The sequence below is a fragment of the Bradyrhizobium sp. Mp27 genome (assembly GCF_029953005.1).
Taxonomy (GTDB): Bacteria; Pseudomonadota; Alphaproteobacteria; order Rhizobiales; family Xanthobacteraceae; genus Bradyrhizobium; species Bradyrhizobium barranii.
In genome coordinates, this window is the sequence record NZ_JASAUS010000001.1 from 177424 (window position 1) to 192115 (window position 14692).

General features: G+C 67.0%; 13 protein-coding genes and 1 riboswitch. Of the genes, 5 read left to right on the plus strand and 8 right to left on the minus strand.

Features of this window, described 5'->3' with window-relative positions; translation table 11 throughout:
* From QJT78_RS00765 to QJT78_RS00785, 5 genes are read right to left on the minus strand one after another with little or no spacing between them, the layout of a single operon-like run.
* Positions 1-630: a precorrin-8X methylmutase gene (locus tag QJT78_RS00765; protein ID WP_028148467.1), complete on the minus strand. Its 630-nt coding sequence runs from the start codon at positions 628-630 to the stop codon at positions 1-3.
* Positions 630-1793, minus strand: coding sequence for a precorrin-3B synthase (cobG, locus tag QJT78_RS00770; RefSeq protein ID WP_038941884.1), 1164 nt, complete (start codon positions 1791-1793; stop codon positions 630-632). Before cobG ends, QJT78_RS00765 begins: the two co-directional genes overlap by 1 nt.
* A complete protein-coding gene (gene cobN / locus QJT78_RS00775; protein WP_038941885.1) occupies positions 1790-5038 on the minus strand; it encodes a cobaltochelatase subunit CobN in 3249 nt (1082 codons plus the stop codon). The genes cobG and cobN overlap by 4 nt, the downstream gene beginning before the upstream one ends.
* Entirely contained in the window at positions 5038-6087 is a 1050-nt protein-coding gene (gene cobW / locus QJT78_RS00780) for a cobalamin biosynthesis protein CobW (protein ID WP_028148470.1), read from the minus strand. The genes cobN and cobW overlap by 1 nt, the downstream gene beginning before the upstream one ends.
* Entirely contained in the window at positions 6084-6458 is a 375-nt protein-coding gene (locus QJT78_RS00785) for a DUF1636 domain-containing protein (protein WP_028148471.1), read from the minus strand. Before QJT78_RS00785 ends, cobW begins: the two co-directional genes overlap by 4 nt.
* A gap of 95 nt (positions 6459-6553) precedes the next feature.
* Positions 6554-6775: riboswitch (cobalamin riboswitch) on the minus strand.
* A gap of 40 nt (positions 6776-6815) precedes the next feature.
* Between QJT78_RS00785 and cobO the strand changes: the two genes are divergently transcribed.
* Complete coding sequence (gene cobO, locus QJT78_RS00790; RefSeq protein WP_028148472.1) at positions 6816-7451, plus strand: cob(I)yrinic acid a,c-diamide adenosyltransferase; 636 nt, start codon at positions 6816-6818, stop codon at positions 7449-7451.
* A gap of 26 nt (positions 7452-7477) precedes the next feature.
* Complete coding sequence (locus QJT78_RS00795) at positions 7478-8926, plus strand: cobyric acid synthase (RefSeq protein WP_028148473.1); 1449 nt, start codon at positions 7478-7480, stop codon at positions 8924-8926.
* Here the strand turns inward: QJT78_RS00795 and cobD are convergent.
* Together cobD and cbiB are read right to left on the minus strand one after the other, a co-directional pair.
* Positions 8915-9880, minus strand: coding sequence for a threonine-phosphate decarboxylase CobD (gene cobD, locus QJT78_RS00800; protein WP_028148474.1), 966 nt, complete (start codon positions 9878-9880; stop codon positions 8915-8917). The genes QJT78_RS00795 and cobD overlap by 12 nt on opposite strands.
* Positions 9881-9891: 11 nt before the next feature.
* Entirely contained in the window at positions 9892-10833 is a 942-nt protein-coding gene (cbiB, locus tag QJT78_RS00805; RefSeq protein ID WP_028148475.1) for an adenosylcobinamide-phosphate synthase CbiB, read from the minus strand.
* A gap of 121 nt (positions 10834-10954) precedes the next feature.
* Between cbiB and cobU the strand changes: the two genes are divergently transcribed.
* From cobU to bluB, 3 genes are read left to right on the plus strand one after another with little or no spacing between them, the layout of a single operon-like run.
* Positions 10955-11461: a bifunctional adenosylcobinamide kinase/adenosylcobinamide-phosphate guanylyltransferase gene (cobU, locus tag QJT78_RS00810; protein ID WP_028148476.1), complete on the plus strand. Its 507-nt coding sequence runs from the start codon at positions 10955-10957 to the stop codon at positions 11459-11461.
* The gene (gene cobS, locus QJT78_RS00815; protein ID WP_028148477.1) at positions 11458-12240 is read left to right on the plus strand and encodes an adenosylcobinamide-GDP ribazoletransferase; all 783 of its coding nucleotides are present in this window, start codon (positions 11458-11460) and stop codon (positions 12238-12240) included. Before cobU ends, cobS begins: the two co-directional genes overlap by 4 nt.
* Before the next feature lie 4 nt (positions 12241-12244).
* Entirely contained in the window at positions 12245-12877 is a 633-nt protein-coding gene (gene bluB, locus QJT78_RS00820) for a 5,6-dimethylbenzimidazole synthase (protein ID WP_028148478.1), read from the plus strand.
* Positions 12878-12995: 118 nt separating this feature from the next.
* On the opposite strand, the gene QJT78_RS00825 is transcribed toward bluB, so the two are convergent.
* Positions 12996-14681 (minus strand): ShlB/FhaC/HecB family hemolysin secretion/activation protein, encoded by a 1686-nt coding sequence (locus QJT78_RS00825; RefSeq protein ID WP_028148479.1) that lies wholly within the window; start codon positions 14679-14681, stop codon positions 12996-12998.
* Positions 14682-14692 lie beyond the last annotated feature (11 nt).

Below are 14692 nucleotides of genomic sequence, written 5' to 3' on the forward strand. Positions count from 1 at the left end.
CTATTCGCTCCGGCTCGCGAGCGCATTCACGGCGGCGACCGTGATCGCGGAGCCGCCGAGGCGACCCTCGACCGTCAGCGCCGGCACCGGCGGATCGGCCATCAGCGCGGCCTTGGATTCGGCCGCGCCGACGAAGCCGACGGGGCAACCGATGATCGCCGCGGGCCGCGGGCAGCCCGGGTCTTCGAGCATGTTGAGGAGATGAAACAGCGCGGTCGGCGCGTTACCGATTGCAACGATTGCGCCGTCGAGATGCGGTCGCCACAACTCCAGCGCCGCAGCCGAGCGCGTGTTGCGCATCGACTGCGCGAGCGCGGGAACGGCTTCGTCGCCGAGCGTGCAGATCACGGCGTTGGCCGCAGGCAGTCTCGCGCGCGTAATTCCTTCCGAGACCATGCGCGCATCGCACAGGATCGGGGCGCCTCTCTGCAAGGCCGCGCGCGCAGCAGTCGCCATGCCTGATGTGAAGCGGATATGCGCCTCGAGGCCCACCATGCCGGCGGCGTGGATCATCCGCACCACCACCTGCTCCTCGTCCGGCGTGAAGCGCGCAAGGTCGGCCTCGGCCCGGATGGTCGCAAAGGACTGCCGGTAGATCGCAGCGCCGTCAGTCTCGTAAGTGTGCGGCATCAGTGCCCTCCAACCAGGATGGCGGGATCGCTGACGATGTCGTCACCATTCAGGCCGCGCAGAACCGGCTCGTCGCGGGTCGAGCCGGCGCGGACGAGATCGAAGCCGGCGCTGGTTGCAACCAGCGTCACCGCGGACGCGCCGGAACGCGCGCAGCCCTTGGCGCAGCCGGAGACGTGAAGGCGCGTATCGAGGGCGATACGCGGCGCAAGGGCGGAAGCGAGCGCTCGGGTATCGGCATGCGCCTCGAGGCAACGCGGGGCGCCGCTACAAGCAATCACGCGCAACGCGGGATCGTAAGGCTCGGTGATGAGGCCTGCCCCGCTCGGCATCTCGCGCTTGCCCTCGCTCAGCACCATCCGCCATGGCGTCATGCGCAGCGCATGTCCGCAGCCGGAAAATTGATGGAGCGTCGTGTGCAGCATCTGCCCGAACGCGACGCCGACCAGGGCGCCATGCGGATAATGCCCGGGTCGTGACGCGGCCATGACCGGAGCGGGCTCGGCTTCGCCGCTCAACGACTGAGGCAATTCCGCGCCGGCCGCGATATGAGCCGCCATGCGCCCTCGCCCGCCCTTCGCGCCGCCGGACGAGATGAACCAGCTCGCGAGCGCGAGCGCGGTGCTCACGGCCTCTCCGCGTGCGACCGAGCGGCCGAGCCTCGCGCCATCGGCCCGCACCAGGAGCCGGCCGCTGCGATCGCGCTCGATGCGCAAATCGGCTGAATCGCCGGCGAGTACGCGCGACTTTCCATCGTCGATCGCGAAGCCGAACTTTGTGGGAAGATCGAGCGCGCTGTCAGCGAGCGCTTCTTCAAGCTCCGCGGCGAGCGCCTGCGTCTCGTCAACGTTGTTCCAGAACGGCGTCACCAAAATGTTGCGCCGGGCTTCGATGTCGGAATCGGGGTCGAGCAGCCGTAGCAACGCGAGTCCATCGAGCAGCCGGCGATGGCCCTGCTCGCTGACGCCTCTGATCTGGAGGTTGGCCCGGCTCGTCACATCGATGAGACCGTTGCCGTAGCGTTCGGCGAGCTCGGCAAGCCCGGCCACCTGTGCAGCTTCGAGGCGCCCGCCGAACGGACGCACGCGAACCACGAGCCCGTCGCCCGATTGCATCGGGCGCAGCGCGCCGGGACACCAGCCCTTGATCGCGGCCGCACTCATGAAGCCTCCTTCAGCGCAGCCGCGATCGAATTGCGGCGCGTTCGCCAGAGCGAGGCTTCGTGCAGGCGCGTGAAGCAGGTCTCCATCGCGGCGAGCGCCGCCGGATTCTCGCGGGCCATGAAGCTGCGGACATCGGCGTCGCCGAGCGTCGCATCGTAGTAGAGATCGAACAGATGCGGCGGCACAGCGCCGGCCAGATGCGCGAAGGCGGCCATATGCTCCAGCGTCGCGGTGATCTCGGCGGCACCACGAAAACCGTGCCGCATCATGCCGGCGATCCAGGCCGGATTGGCCGCGCGTGCACGGACGACACGGGAGATTTCCTCGGTCAGCGTCCGCGCGTGCGGCTGCTCAGGCCGCGTCGTATCGAGGTGATAGAGCGATGGTCCTGCCGCACCGATATGCGCTGCGGCCGCCGCGATGCCGGCTTCATGCGCGGCATAGTCGGCGGCAAGCAGAAGATCGGTCTCCGGCAGATCCTGGACGTGCACGAAAGCATCGGCGGATGCGAGCCGCGTCTCGATGCCGGCACGATCCGGCTGCATCGCACCGTCCGCCGAGAACGCCCAGGACGATGCCGACAGCCAGGCTTCGCCGGCGGCATCGCGCGTCTCGGCCGTGAAGGCATCCGGGATCGCCGAGAGGCCGACGCCGTATTGTCCGGGACGCGGCGCGAACACGCGCGAGGCGCGGTGGCGATAGGGATTCTCGTCGCCCTCATCCTCGCGCGACGCGAGCGCCTCGGCGGCGGCCTCGAACAATTGCGCAAGGCCGGAGAAGACATCGCGGAACAGGCCCGACACGCGCAGCGTGACGTCGATACGGGGGCGCCCGAGCTCGGCCGGCGCGATAATGTCGTAGCCGGTGACGCGGCCTGAGGCGTGGTCCCAGCGCGGCGCAAGGCCGGCGAGATGCAGCGCCATGGCAAATTCCTCGCCGGCGGTCCGCATCGTCGCCGAGCCCCAGAGATCGACCACGAGGCCTTTCGGCCAGTCGCCGTGATCCTGCAAATGGCGACGCAGCAGCTCTTCCGCGAGCCTGATGCCTTGCGCATGCGCCGACGGCGTCGGCACCGCGCGCGGATCGACGGCAAAGAGATTGCGCCCCGTGGGCAGAACGTCCTGGCGTCCGCGATACGGCGAGCCCGACGGCCCCGGCGCAACGCGCTGCCCCGCGAGCGCGGCACGCAACGCATCGCGCTCCGCGTCGGCGCAGGCGCCGCGGCCGAACACGTGCAAGCCGTCGCCGAACTGGCTCTCCTTGAGATCGCAGACGAAGCGATCGATCCGCGGGATCGCTTCCGCCGGTGCTGCGGATGCATCGAGACCGAGATCGTCTTCGAGCCCTGCCGCACGCGCTTCGTCGCGAATCGCGGCGATCAGACGCTGACGTCGGGCGGGGTCGAGGCCATCGGCGGTCGAATATTCGTCCAGGAGACGTTCGAGCCGACGCAGGCCTTCCGGCACCGCGGATTGTTCGAGCGGCGGCGGCAGATGGCCGATGGTGACGGCACCCAAGCGCCGCTTGGCCTGCGCGGCCTCGCCGGGATCATTGACGATGAAGGGATAGATGACCGGCAGATCGCCGATCAGGGCTTCCGGCCAGCAATGTGAGGACAGCGCCACGGATTTTCCGGGCAGCCATTCCAGCGTGCCATGGGCGCCCATGTGCACAACGGCATCGATGGCCTGCCCGCGGAGCCAGAGATAGAACGCGACATAGGCATGGCGCGGCGTGCGGGCGAGATCGTGATAGTCGCCATCGCGCGCGGCCGTATCGCCGCGCTCGGGCTGAACGGCGATGATAGATCGGCCGCATTGGATAGCAGCGAAATGAAAGGCGCCGTCGCGGCAACCCGGATCGGTCTCCGGCGCGCCCCAGGCCTGCGCGAGACCGTCCTGCAAGACTTGCGGCAGGCGCGAGAGCGCGGCGCGGTAATCGGCGCCACCCCAGGTCAAGTTCTGCTTGAGCAGCGTTTCACCGAGCGCCTGAACCGGCGCAACATCGAAGCCGGCCTCCGTCAGATCGGACAACAGCGCCTCGACCGACGCCAGCGCATCGAGACCGACCGCATGCGCGATCTGATGCGGACGGCCCGGGTAGTTCGAGAGCACGAGCGCCACCCGTTTCCCGGCGGCAGGCGTCTCGGCGAGGCGCCGCCAGGCCGCAACGCGCGCGGCGACGGCCTTGACGCGCTCCTCATCGGGCCGGTGCGCCAGATGCGAAAATTGCAGATCGGGATCACGCTCCGCCGCCGATTTGAAACTCACCACGCCCGCGAACAGGCGGCCGTCGACCTCCGGCAGCACCACATGCATCGCGAGATCGCCGGGCGACAGGCCGCGCAGCGATTCCGCCCAGTCCTCGCGCCGTGCCGATGAGAGCGCGACCTGGAAGACGGGACATGATGCCGCATCAAACGGTGTCGTGCCGTCGTCGCCCATCGCCGAGAACGCGGTCGCGTTGACGATCGCGGCCGGAGGATTCGTCGCGAAATACGTCCGCAGCCAATCCGCAACGCCCGGAGCCTTCAGCGAGGTAACGAACACGCCGTACGCGTCAAAGCCGCGCTCGCGCAGCACCGCGATCAGGGCGTCGACCGGCCCGGTATCCGCGGCGGTGAGATAGGAACGATAGAAGGTCACGAGCGCGAGCGGCTTTCCCTCGCCTGCCATCGGCGCAGCAATGACGCCACGCGCGGGATCGTAAAGGCCCATCTCAGGCAGGTTCATCTCGCCGACGACCGGGCCTGCGTAAAGGCCCGAGGCCAGCGCGAGCTGCGCAATCGCGGCCTGGGCGGCAACGGGACCGCCGGTGTCGCAGAGCACTTTGAGCCGGCGCAGCGTCGAAACCGGCAGGGTCGAGTAGGCATCGAGCCGCGTGTCGTCGCGGCCGTCGGCCGGCAGCACGGCCAGCACGATGTTGCGGTTCTTCGCAAGCTGCTGCAGGGCCGCGAGCCCGTACGGCCAGTAGGACTCACCGCCGATCAGTCGCACCAGGATGCCGCGTGCCTGCGACAGCGTGCGCTCGATATAGGTGTCGACCGACAACGGATGACGCAGCTCCGCGAGATTGGCGAGCCGCAGCGACGGCAGGCTGTTGCGGCCGCGCCGCCAGCCGGCCGCGAACGCGGCAAGGTCGGAATCCGAGTACGAGAGCACCACGAGATCGGCCGGGTCCTGGCCGATGTCCCTTGGCGTCGCGGTCTCCTCGAGACCGCGGCTCTCGCGGAAGACGACGTGCATCAGATACCAGATCCTGAAAGCCCAAGTCCGACCTTGATCGCGGCCTCGTCGATATCGCCGTGCTCGCCGATCACGACAAGCTTCGACTGCCTGAGAGCTGCGCCCCAGGGCTTGTCGAACTGGTGGCGCACCCGCTCGCCGACCGCTTGCAGCAACAGGCGCATCGGCTTGCCCACGACCGCGATATAGCCCTTGACGCGCAGCACGTTCTGCTCGCGCGAAAGACGCTGCACCGACGCGACCAGTGCGTCGATGTCGCTGATTTCAGGAAGATCGATCACGACGGAGGCGAAATCGTCGTGCTCGTGATCGTCCTCGCCGTCGTGATGCGAGGGGCGCGCGGCGAGATCATTCTCTGCGGCGGCGCCGAGGCCGAGGATGACACGCGCATCGATCGCGCCATCGGTGACGGATAGCATCGGCACCCGGCGCGGCATCTCCGCGGTGATGGCGGCTTTGGCGGCTTCGATCCCTGCAGGCCCAGCAAGATCGGCCTTGGTCAGCAGCACGATGTCGGCGCAGGCGATCTGGTCCTCGAACACTTCCGACAGCGGCGTCTCGTGATCGAGATTTTCATCCGCGGCGCGCTGCGCTTCCACCGCAGCCGGGTCCGGCGCAAAACGGCCGGCGGCGACAGCCTCGGCATCGGCGAGCGCGATCACGCCGTCGACCGTGATCCGCGAGCGGATCTCCGGCCAGTCGAACGCCTTCAGCAGCGGCTTCGGCAGCGCCAGGCCAGAAGTCTCGATCAGGATGTGATCGGGCCGCACCGGCCGCGCCAAAAGCTTTTCCATGGTCGGAATGAAATCGTCGGCGACGGTGCAGCAGATGCAGCCATTGGCGAGCTCGACGATGTTCTCCTCGGGGCAATTCGCGTCGGCGCAGGATTTCAGGATCTCGCCGTCGACACCCTCGCTGCCGAACTCGTTGACGAGCACGGCGAGCTTCTTGCCGTCAGGGTTTGCGAGCAGATGCTGGATCAGCGTCGTCTTGCCGGAGCCGAGAAAACCCGTGACCACCGTCACAGGGACTTTTGCGAGCGAGTTCATTCGGCGGCCTCCGGCAACACGGCAATGGGGGGAATGCGGGCAAGCGATTGCTTGCGGAAGATTTCGGGACGGCTGCGCCAGGGCACGAGGCCGTCGGGCGCGGCGGCATAGGCCGCAGCACCCGCGACCACGTCGCTCGCATGGGCCTCTGACAGACGGCCATAGACATAGGACCAGCGGCCGGGCGCGCTGAGCGCAACCGAGCAACCCTGGCTGCATGCCGACAGGCATTCAACGGGAACCACATTGACGCCCTCGGGCACGCCGGCGTCGAGGATTGCACCATGCAGGCGCTTGCCGGGCGTCGTCTCACCCTCGTCGAGCGTCTGGCCGGCACGGCAGGTAATACAGACGTGAAGTGTGACGGTCATCGCCTCTTCCAGGATAGACAGCGGGAGGCGAAGAGGCACACGGACCATTCCCCCGAAGGTCCGTTTCCCCGTCGCGGAACACCCCGTCCGCCGGTCCAAAACTCGTCCGCGCTGGCAGGTCTCCCGGCTTGCGGAGCAGGGCTTTTGGCCCTTCGATCCCCGCCTTCCCGATCCCCTAGGGGATCAGTGGCTTCGGGCATCTCTCCGGTCACGGTCGCGGGGGCGGCTGCAGTTTGGACCGAATCTTGTCGATTCGGACCCTATCGCATTCCCTCTTCGCCTGTCATAGGACAGGAACCAACGCCGGGCCACCATTTGCCCCCGGCCGCCTCTTGTCAAGCCGACGGACCCTGTCAGATGACGCCTGAACCGGATACCCAAACGGCCGAGGAAACCGACGCCCGCCACGCCGCGAAAATGGCGAAAATCAAGGTCGCCCGCGACAAGATCATGGCGACCAAGAGCGGCGAAAAGGGCCTCATCATCGTCCACACCGGCGCCGGCAAGGGCAAGTCCTCCTCCGCCTTCGGCATGATCGTCCGCTGTGTCGCCCATGGCTTCCCCTGCGCGGTCGTGCAGTTCATCAAGGGCGCCTGGGACACCGGCGAGCGGCGCCTGCTCACCGGCCATTTCGGCGAGCTCTGCCAGTTCCATGCGATGGGCGAAGGTTTCACCTGGGAGACGCAGGACCGCGCCCGCGACATCGCCGCAGCACAGGCCGGCTGGGCGAAGGCCAAGGAGCTGATCTCAGATTCCAATCTGCGCATGGTCGTGCTCGACGAGATCAACATCGCGCTGCGCTACGACTATCTCGACATCGCCGAGGTCGTCGACTTCCTGAAAACGCACAAGCCGCCGATGACGCATGTCGTGCTCACCGGGCGCAATGCCAAGGACGAGCTGATCGAGATCGCCGACCTCGTCACCGAGATGACGCTGGTCAAGCACCCCTTCCGCTCCGGCATCAAGGCGCAAGCCGGCGTCGAGTTCTGAGCACGGCCCCAGGTTCTGAAAACACCATGGCGCGCGCATTGATGATCCAGGGGGCCGGCTCGGACGTGGGCAAGTCGCTCATCGTCGCCGGCCTCGCCCGCGCCTTCACGCGGCGCGGCCTGCGCGTGCTGCCCTTCAAGCCGCAGAACATGTCGAACAACGCGGCCGTCACTGTCGACGGCGGCGAGATCGGTCGCGCCCAGGCGCTTCAGGCGCTGGCCGCCGGCGTCGAACCGCACACCGACATGAACCCGGTGCTGCTGAAGCCCGAGACCGATGTCGGCGCACAAATCATCGTCCAGGGAAAGCGCATCGCGACCGCGCGGGCGCGTGAATATGCGGCGATGAAGCCGTCGCTGATGGGCGCGGTGCTGGAGAGTTTCGAGCGGCTAAAAGCGCGCGCCGATCTGGTGCTGGTCGAAGGCGCCGGCAGCCCGGCCGAGGTCAACCTGCGCAAGGCCGACATCGCCAATATGGGCTTTGCGCGCAAGGCCGACGTGCCGGTCGTGCTGGTCGGCGACATCGACCGCGGCGGCGTGATCGCCCAGCTCGTCGGCATCAAGACGGTCATCGACCCCGACGATGCCGCGATGATCCAGGGCTTTGTCATCAACAAGTTTCGCGGCGACCCCTCGCTGTTCGACGACGGCTACAAGCTGATCGAGCAGAAGACCGCGTGGCGCGGCCTTGGTGTGCTGCCCTGGTTCACGCGCGCCGGCGAGCTGCCGGCCGAGGATGCGCTGGGGCTGAGCGATGCGCGCAAGCCGGGCCAATGCAAGATCGCCTGCCTCGCGCTGTCGCGAATCGCCAATTTCGATGATCTCGATCCGTTGAAGCTCGAGCCTGGCGTGGATCTCGTGATGGTGCGGCCGGGCGAAGCGATTCCCGGCGACGTCCGTCTCGTCATCATCCCCGGCTCGAAATCCACCCGCGGCGATCTCGCCTTCCTGCGCGCGCAGGGCTGGGACATCGATCTCCTGGCGCATCACCGCCGCGGCGGCCATGTGCTTGGCCTCTGCGGCGGCTATCAGATGCTCGGGCGCAGCGTCGCCGACCCCGATGGCATCGAAGGCCCTGCCGGCGACACGCCGGGCCTCGGACTTCTGGACGTGGAAACGGTGATGAGCCCGCAGAAGACGCTGACGCGCGTCGCGGCCGTGCATGCCGCCACGAACCAGCCGATCGAGGCCTACGAAATCCACATCGGCCGCACCGACGGACCGGATCGCGCGCGCCCGTTTGCGAAACTGAACGGCGAGCCCGAAGGCGCGATCTCCAGCGATGGCCGCGTGCAAGGCAGCTATTTGCACGGCCTGTTCACGTCGGATGATTTCCGCAGGGCGTATCTCGCGAAGCTCGATATTCCCGCAGGCGACGAGCCTTATCACAGCAGGGTCGAGAGCGCGCTCGACGCCCTCGCCGATCACATCGAACAGCATCTCGACGTCGGCAGCCTGCTGGCGCTAGCGCGCTAGCGCCTCGGCAAGGCGTGTCCATTCGGCTTCGCTGCCCGGAAGTCCGAGGCGCAGCCATGTCGGCTGTTTCGCGAACACGCGCGACCAGATCTGGCTACGCGCCAGTTTCTCCTGCGCAGCAAGCGCGTCAGCTGTCTCGTAAAGACGAAACAGCGGCGCACCACCGACGAGCCGCCAGCCTTGCGACTCCACGATGTCGTCGAGGCGGGTACAGTCGCGCGCAAGCCGCGCGGTCGTGGCCTCGGCCCAGGCGTCGTCGCGCAAGGCGCGGCAGCCGATCGCGATCGCCGCTCCTGACACCGGCCATGGACCTGACGCCGCCGCGAGCTTCGTGATGTCGACAGCATGGCCGAGCGCAAACCCAAGCCGCAGGCCGGCAAGACCATAGAACTTGCCGAACGAGCGCAGGACCAGCAGTCCAGGCCGATCCGCCCCGGCTGCGAGCGACAGCTGCGGGGCAGCATCGGCAAAACTCTCGTCGATGACGAGACGGCCGACGCGCGGCAGCAGCGCCAGCAAATCCTGTGGCGCAAAACGCCGGCCATCGGGATTGTTGGGATTGACGACGACGGCGAGATCCGCGCCCGCCAGCGCGTCGAGCTCGCCGACCTCCTGGACATCCCAACCCGCGGCCGACAAGACCCCGGAATATTCATTGTAGGTCGGCGCGAGGATGCGCGCGCGGCCGGCTGGCGCGAGTTGCGGAAGCAATTGAATGGCGGCCTGCGCACCGCCCATTGCGACGATCGGCGCGCTTGTGCGGTAGGCGTGCCGCGCGGCCTGATGCAGGCTCTCGATCTCCGCGCGCGACGGCAGCGCGTTCCATGCACGCGCGCTCACCTCGCCCACCGGATAAGGCAGGCGGTTGATCCCGGTCGACAGATCGATCCAGTCCTCCGCGCGCCCGCCAAAACGTTGCTGGGCCAGATCGAGATTTCCACCGTGCTCGCGCATGCCCCGTTCTTTCACGCGAAGGCCAGGATCGCAAGGATTCCAGCAAGCAGCAGCATGGCGCGGCGGTAGATCGTCAATCCCTGGCTGATGTCCGCGGCAAGCGGATCGCGCGCGCCTTCGTTGAGCCAGGGCTCATCGGTCGCGCTGCCGTGATAGATACGGGGGCCGCTGAGCCGCACGCCAAGCGCACCCGCCATCGCCGCCTCCGGCCAGCCGGCATTGGGCGAGCGGTGACGGCGGGCATCGCGCGTCATGCACGACAGTGCCTCCGATCGCCGCGACGCCAACAGGGCGAACAAGAACCCGGTCAGGCGCGCCGGAACAAAATTTGCGACATCGTCGATGCGCGCCGCGGCCCAGCCAAAAGCTTCGTGGCGTTCGCTGCGATGACCGATCATGGAGTCCAGCGTGTTGATCGCCTTGTAACCCAAAATGCCGGGCAGTCCGAACAGCGCGCCCCAGAACACCGGCGCCACGATGCCGTCGGAGGCGTTCTCGGCGAGGCTCTCGATCGCCGCGCGCGCGATGCCGGCTTCGTCGAGGGTCGCGGGATCGCGTCCGACGATCCGCGACACCGCTTCGCGCGCAGCGGTGATGTCGCCGGCCAGCAACGGCTTTGCGACGGTAGCGACATGATCATGGAGCGAGCGCAAGGCGACCAGCGGCCAGGCCAGGATGCCGACCAGTACGATCTCGATCCAGCCCAAGGGAAGCAAGGACTGAAGCACCCAGCCGAGCGCGACCGAAAGCGCAATGACGACGAGCGCTCCGGCAACGCCCGCAGCACGGCGAAATGCCGGCGGAACAGACGCGCGATTCCAGGCGGCGTCGATGGCAGAGATCAGCCGGCCCAGCCAGGTCACGGGATGGCCGATCCGCGCGAACAGCCACGACGGCCAGCCCAGCAGGGCATCCACCGCCATCGCCACCGCCATCGCCCCCGCAAAACCCACGCACGCCTCCTGTCCCGCCCCTGTTGCGCAAAGCGAAGGCGGAGCGCAAGCCCCCGGCCGTCTGATTTCGGCTTTGTCTTTGGCCGCGATTGGTGATTAGTCAGGCCCACAGGAGACCTTTATGGCCGTCATCTTGATCACCGGCGGAGCACGATCGGGCAAGAGCGCCCACGCGGAAAAGCGCGCGCGCAGCTTTCCGGGCCAGCCCATCTACATCGCGACGGCCGAGGCGCTCGATGCCGAAATGGAGGTGCGCATCGCCAAGCATCGAGCCAAGCGCGCGGCCGTCGACTGGATCGAGCGAGAGGTACCACTCGATCTCCTGCAGGCTCTGATCGAGACCGATGGCGGTGGCCCAAGGCTGGTGGATTGCCTGACCTTGTGGCTCTCCAACATCATGCATGCGGGGCGTGACTGGGAACACGAACTCATGAAGCTCGCCGCTTTCATGGGCGGCCAGAAGAGCCCCGTCATTTTCGTCACCAACGAGGTCGGGCTCGGTATCGTGCCCGACAACGCGCTGGCGCGCAGCTATCGCGACGCCGCCGGAATCATGAACCAGGTCATCGCGGCGGTTTCCGACGAAGTCGAGTTCGTCGTCGCCGGCCTGCCGATGAAGCTGAAATGATGCCGCGCGCCGAATTTTTGCGAGACGTCCTTGCCGATCTCAGGATGGCGGCATCGTTCGTCACGATCCTGCCGGTGGCATCGTCCAAGCCAGCAGCCGAAGGCGCCGTCGCGCGCGCGACATGGGCACTCCCCGTCGCCGGACTGCTGGTCGGCCTTGCCGGCGCTTTGGTCTACAAGATCGCCAGCCGGTTCGGACTGACGCCGCACCTCGCCGCCCTGCTCACGCTGGCCACGACCGCGCTCATCACCGGCGCGCTGCATGAGGATGGCCTTGCCGACACGGCCGACGGGCTTGGCGGCGGCCGGACGCGCGAACGCAAGCTCGAGATCATGCGCGACAGCCGGATCGGCACCTATGGCGTCTGCGCGCTGATCCTGTCGTTCGGCCTGCGCTGGAGCGCGCTCGCGGCGATCGCCAATCCCTGGGCCGTCGCGCTCGCGCTGTGCGCCGCGCACACTGCCGCCCGCGCGGGCGTGCCGGCTTTCATGTCGCTGGTCCCGCCGGCACGATCTGATGGACTGTCGGCAAGCGCGGGATCGCCGCCGGACCGCAGCGTCGCCATCGCCTTCGCTGTCGGAACGCTCGCCCTCGCGCTCGTGCTCGGGCCTGGCAAGGCGCTGGTCAGCCTGATCCTGCTGTCCCTCACCGGCTTGATGCTGGCGCGGCTTGCCATCCGCCAGATCGGCGGGCAGACCGGCGACATTCTCGGCGCATTCGAGCAGACCGGCGAGATCCTCATTCTGCTGGTGGCGGCATCCTTCCGGATGGGAACCTGATCTCATGGTCGAGTTCGACGACACCTTCCGCCAGCACTTGCGCGAGCTGTTCGTGTGGCGCCGCGATGTGCGCCGCTTTCGCGCCGATCCGCTGCCGGCCGGCGCCATCGATCGCCTGATCGAGACCGCCTGTCTCTCGCCCTCGGTCGGCCTGAGCCAGCCCTGGCGCTTCGTTGTCGTTGAAGATGCCGCACGACGCCGCGCCGTGATCGACGACTTCAGGGCATGCAACGCCGATGCGCTGAATGCCTATGCCGGCGAACGCGCCGCGCGCTATGCGACGCTAAAGCTGTCCGGTCTCGAACAGGCGCCCGGCCACCTTGCCGTGTTCGCGGACAAGGCGAGCGACATCGGCCACGGCCTCGGCCGCGCGACCATGCCGGAGACGACCGAATATTCCGTGGTGGCCGCGATCACCGCCATGTGGCTCGCCGCGCGCGCCGACGGCATCGGCATCGGCTGGGTGTCGATCCTCAATCCGGAGCGCGTTCACACCACTCTCGACGTGCCCAGCTCCTGGAAGTTCATCGCCTATCTCTGCATCGGCTATCCGGAAGTCGAATGCGACCAGCCCGAGCTCGAGCAGGCGAAATGGGAGCACCGTCGCGGCGCTGAGGAATTCACGCTGCGGCGTTGAGACGCCCCGAGTTCGTCATGCCCGGGCTTGTCCCGGGCATCCACGTCCTGGTTTCTATGTCGAAGAACGTGGATGGCCGGGACAAGCCCGGCCATGACGGAGAGAGAAGCAATCCGCGCTACGACCTGCTCTTGCCGGCGGCAGCCGCCACCGGCGCAGGGCTCTCCTGCTTCTGGAACATCAACAACGGCCGGAAGATGACGCGGCCATAGGCCTCGTAATGGTTCTGGGTCGAGACGGCCATCTTCAACGGCGTCGCGTAATTTGCCTCGAACGTCATGAACGACGCGTAGGTCCATGAGAAGCCGACGCCGACCGACGCGAGCTCGGTGATCCCCGGGAATGTCGAATAGACCGCACCCCAGTCGGTGAAGATGTAGGTGTCAAAGCCCTTCAGCCATTGCGACCAGTTGTAGTGCAGCTCGGCGTTGAAATAATAACCGCTGTCGCCGGACGCGGAGTTGGAGGGATAGCCGCGCACGGTGGTGGGACCGCCGATCGAGAAGATCTGGTCGCCCGGCAGCTGCTTTTCCTGCGTGTACTGCCAGCTCGCCAGCACGTTGGCGCTGAAATTCTGAGGCCCCGCCGCGCTGGTCGCGATCAGCGAGCCGGTATAGGTGTTGAACGCGCGGTTGTTGCCGAGCACATAATCATGCCAGGTGATGTAGTTCACCGCCGGCGAGACCGTGATCGAATAGGTGTTGCCGGAATTGGTCACCGAGAGCCCGGCGGTGGCCTTGTCGTAATGGTCGTCGGTCACGGAGACCGTGGCAAAGCGGCTGACCGTCTTGCCCTCGGTCTCGGCGGCGTTGAGCAGTACCAGCCAGTTCTGCGTCACCCAGATCGGCTGGCTGAAATTGACCGCGGCCTGGCTCGAGCGTCCGGTGACGTCGAGCGCGACGAACGGCCCCTGGATGATCTTGATCTTGCCTTCGGTATAGCTGACGCCGACGCGGCCGCCCCAGGGATTGACCGGAATGCTGTAGGCGGCGTTGCCGTTGAGATTGCCGTCGGAGCGGACGCCGTAGAAGGTCAGGCGATCGTCGACGCCGAACAGGCCGTGGCGCTTGTAGAAGGCGCCCCCTTCCCAGCGGCCGGTATTTTCCACGCCCTGGTTGTCGGTGAAGAGCTGCAGGGTGTCGATCGGCGGCTCGATCACCGCGAACTGGAGATCGGTCAGGCCGAAGCTCGTGCCGGGCTGGAGCAGCGCCTTGATCTGCACGTCGTTGGTCCGGTTGAACCAGATCACGTCGCGATTGAGCTTTGGAACGTCGAGGACCTCGCCTTCGGGCTCCTTCACGCGCTGAAGGATGTAATCGGTGCGGGTCTGCTTGTTGCCCTCGATGGTCGTCTTCTGGAGCCGGCCCTCGGTCAGCTTGATCTTCACCACACCGCCTTTGGCATCCTGATCCGGCAGCGTCGCGATGCCCGTGACGATGCCGCGCTCGGTGTAGATGGCGTTGATGTCGGCGACGAGTTGCAGCAGCGCGGCGATGTCGACGTTCTTGCCGACATACTTCTTCGCGATCTCATCCAGCTCCGCCGGCGTGATGAACTTGGAGGAGTCGAACTCGACCTTCCGCAGGCGGAATTTGGGCCCGCCCGGCTTCAGCTGCGATTTTTCCCGCTCGCCGCCAATCACCGCGGGACCGCTCAGCTTTGGCGGCGCGCTCTGCTGTTCGAGCTGGCGGCGCTGCCGGTCGATGTCGTTCTGGATCACGCCGGGATTGATCGACTGGGCGCGAGCGGAGGCGATGCAGCAAGCTGCAAGCCCCACCCCCAACGCTGCCCCCCAAATCCGCATCCCGAATCCCG

What these genes read in the sequence shown, in the direction of transcription:
- QJT78_RS00765 (WP_028148467.1), bottom strand. Translation starts at nt 630, where the DNA reads ATGCCGCACACTTACGAGACTGACGGCGCTGCGATCTACCGGCAGTCC.
- cobW (WP_028148470.1), bottom strand. Translation starts at nt 6,087, where the DNA reads ATGAACTCGCTCGCAAAAGTCCCTGTGACGGTGGTCACGGGTTTTCTC.
- QJT78_RS00825 (WP_028148479.1), bottom strand. Translation starts at nt 14,681, where the DNA reads ATGCGGATTTGGGGGGCAGCGTTGGGGGTGGGGCTTGCAGCTTGCTGC.
- cobU (WP_028148476.1), top strand. Translation starts at nt 10,955, where the DNA reads ATGGCCGTCATCTTGATCACCGGCGGAGCACGATCGGGCAAGAGCGCC.
- cobN (WP_038941885.1), bottom strand. Translation starts at nt 5,038, where the DNA reads ATGCACGTCGTCTTCCGCGAGAGCCGCGGTCTCGAGGAGACCGCGACG.
- QJT78_RS00785 (WP_028148471.1), bottom strand. Translation starts at nt 6,458, where the DNA reads ATGACCGTCACACTTCACGTCTGTATTACCTGCCGTGCCGGCCAGACG.
- cobS (WP_028148477.1), top strand. Translation starts at nt 11,458, where the DNA reads ATGATGCCGCGCGCCGAATTTTTGCGAGACGTCCTTGCCGATCTCAGG.
- bluB (WP_028148478.1), top strand. Translation starts at nt 12,245, where the DNA reads ATGGTCGAGTTCGACGACACCTTCCGCCAGCACTTGCGCGAGCTGTTC.
- cobO (WP_028148472.1), top strand. Translation starts at nt 6,816, where the DNA reads ATGACGCCTGAACCGGATACCCAAACGGCCGAGGAAACCGACGCCCGC.
- cobD (WP_028148474.1), bottom strand. Translation starts at nt 9,880, where the DNA reads ATGCGCGAGCACGGTGGAAATCTCGATCTGGCCCAGCAACGTTTTGGC.
- QJT78_RS00795 (WP_028148473.1), top strand. Translation starts at nt 7,478, where the DNA reads ATGGCGCGCGCATTGATGATCCAGGGGGCCGGCTCGGACGTGGGCAAG.
- cobG (WP_038941884.1), bottom strand. Translation starts at nt 1,793, where the DNA reads ATGAGTGCGGCCGCGATCAAGGGCTGGTGTCCCGGCGCGCTGCGCCCG.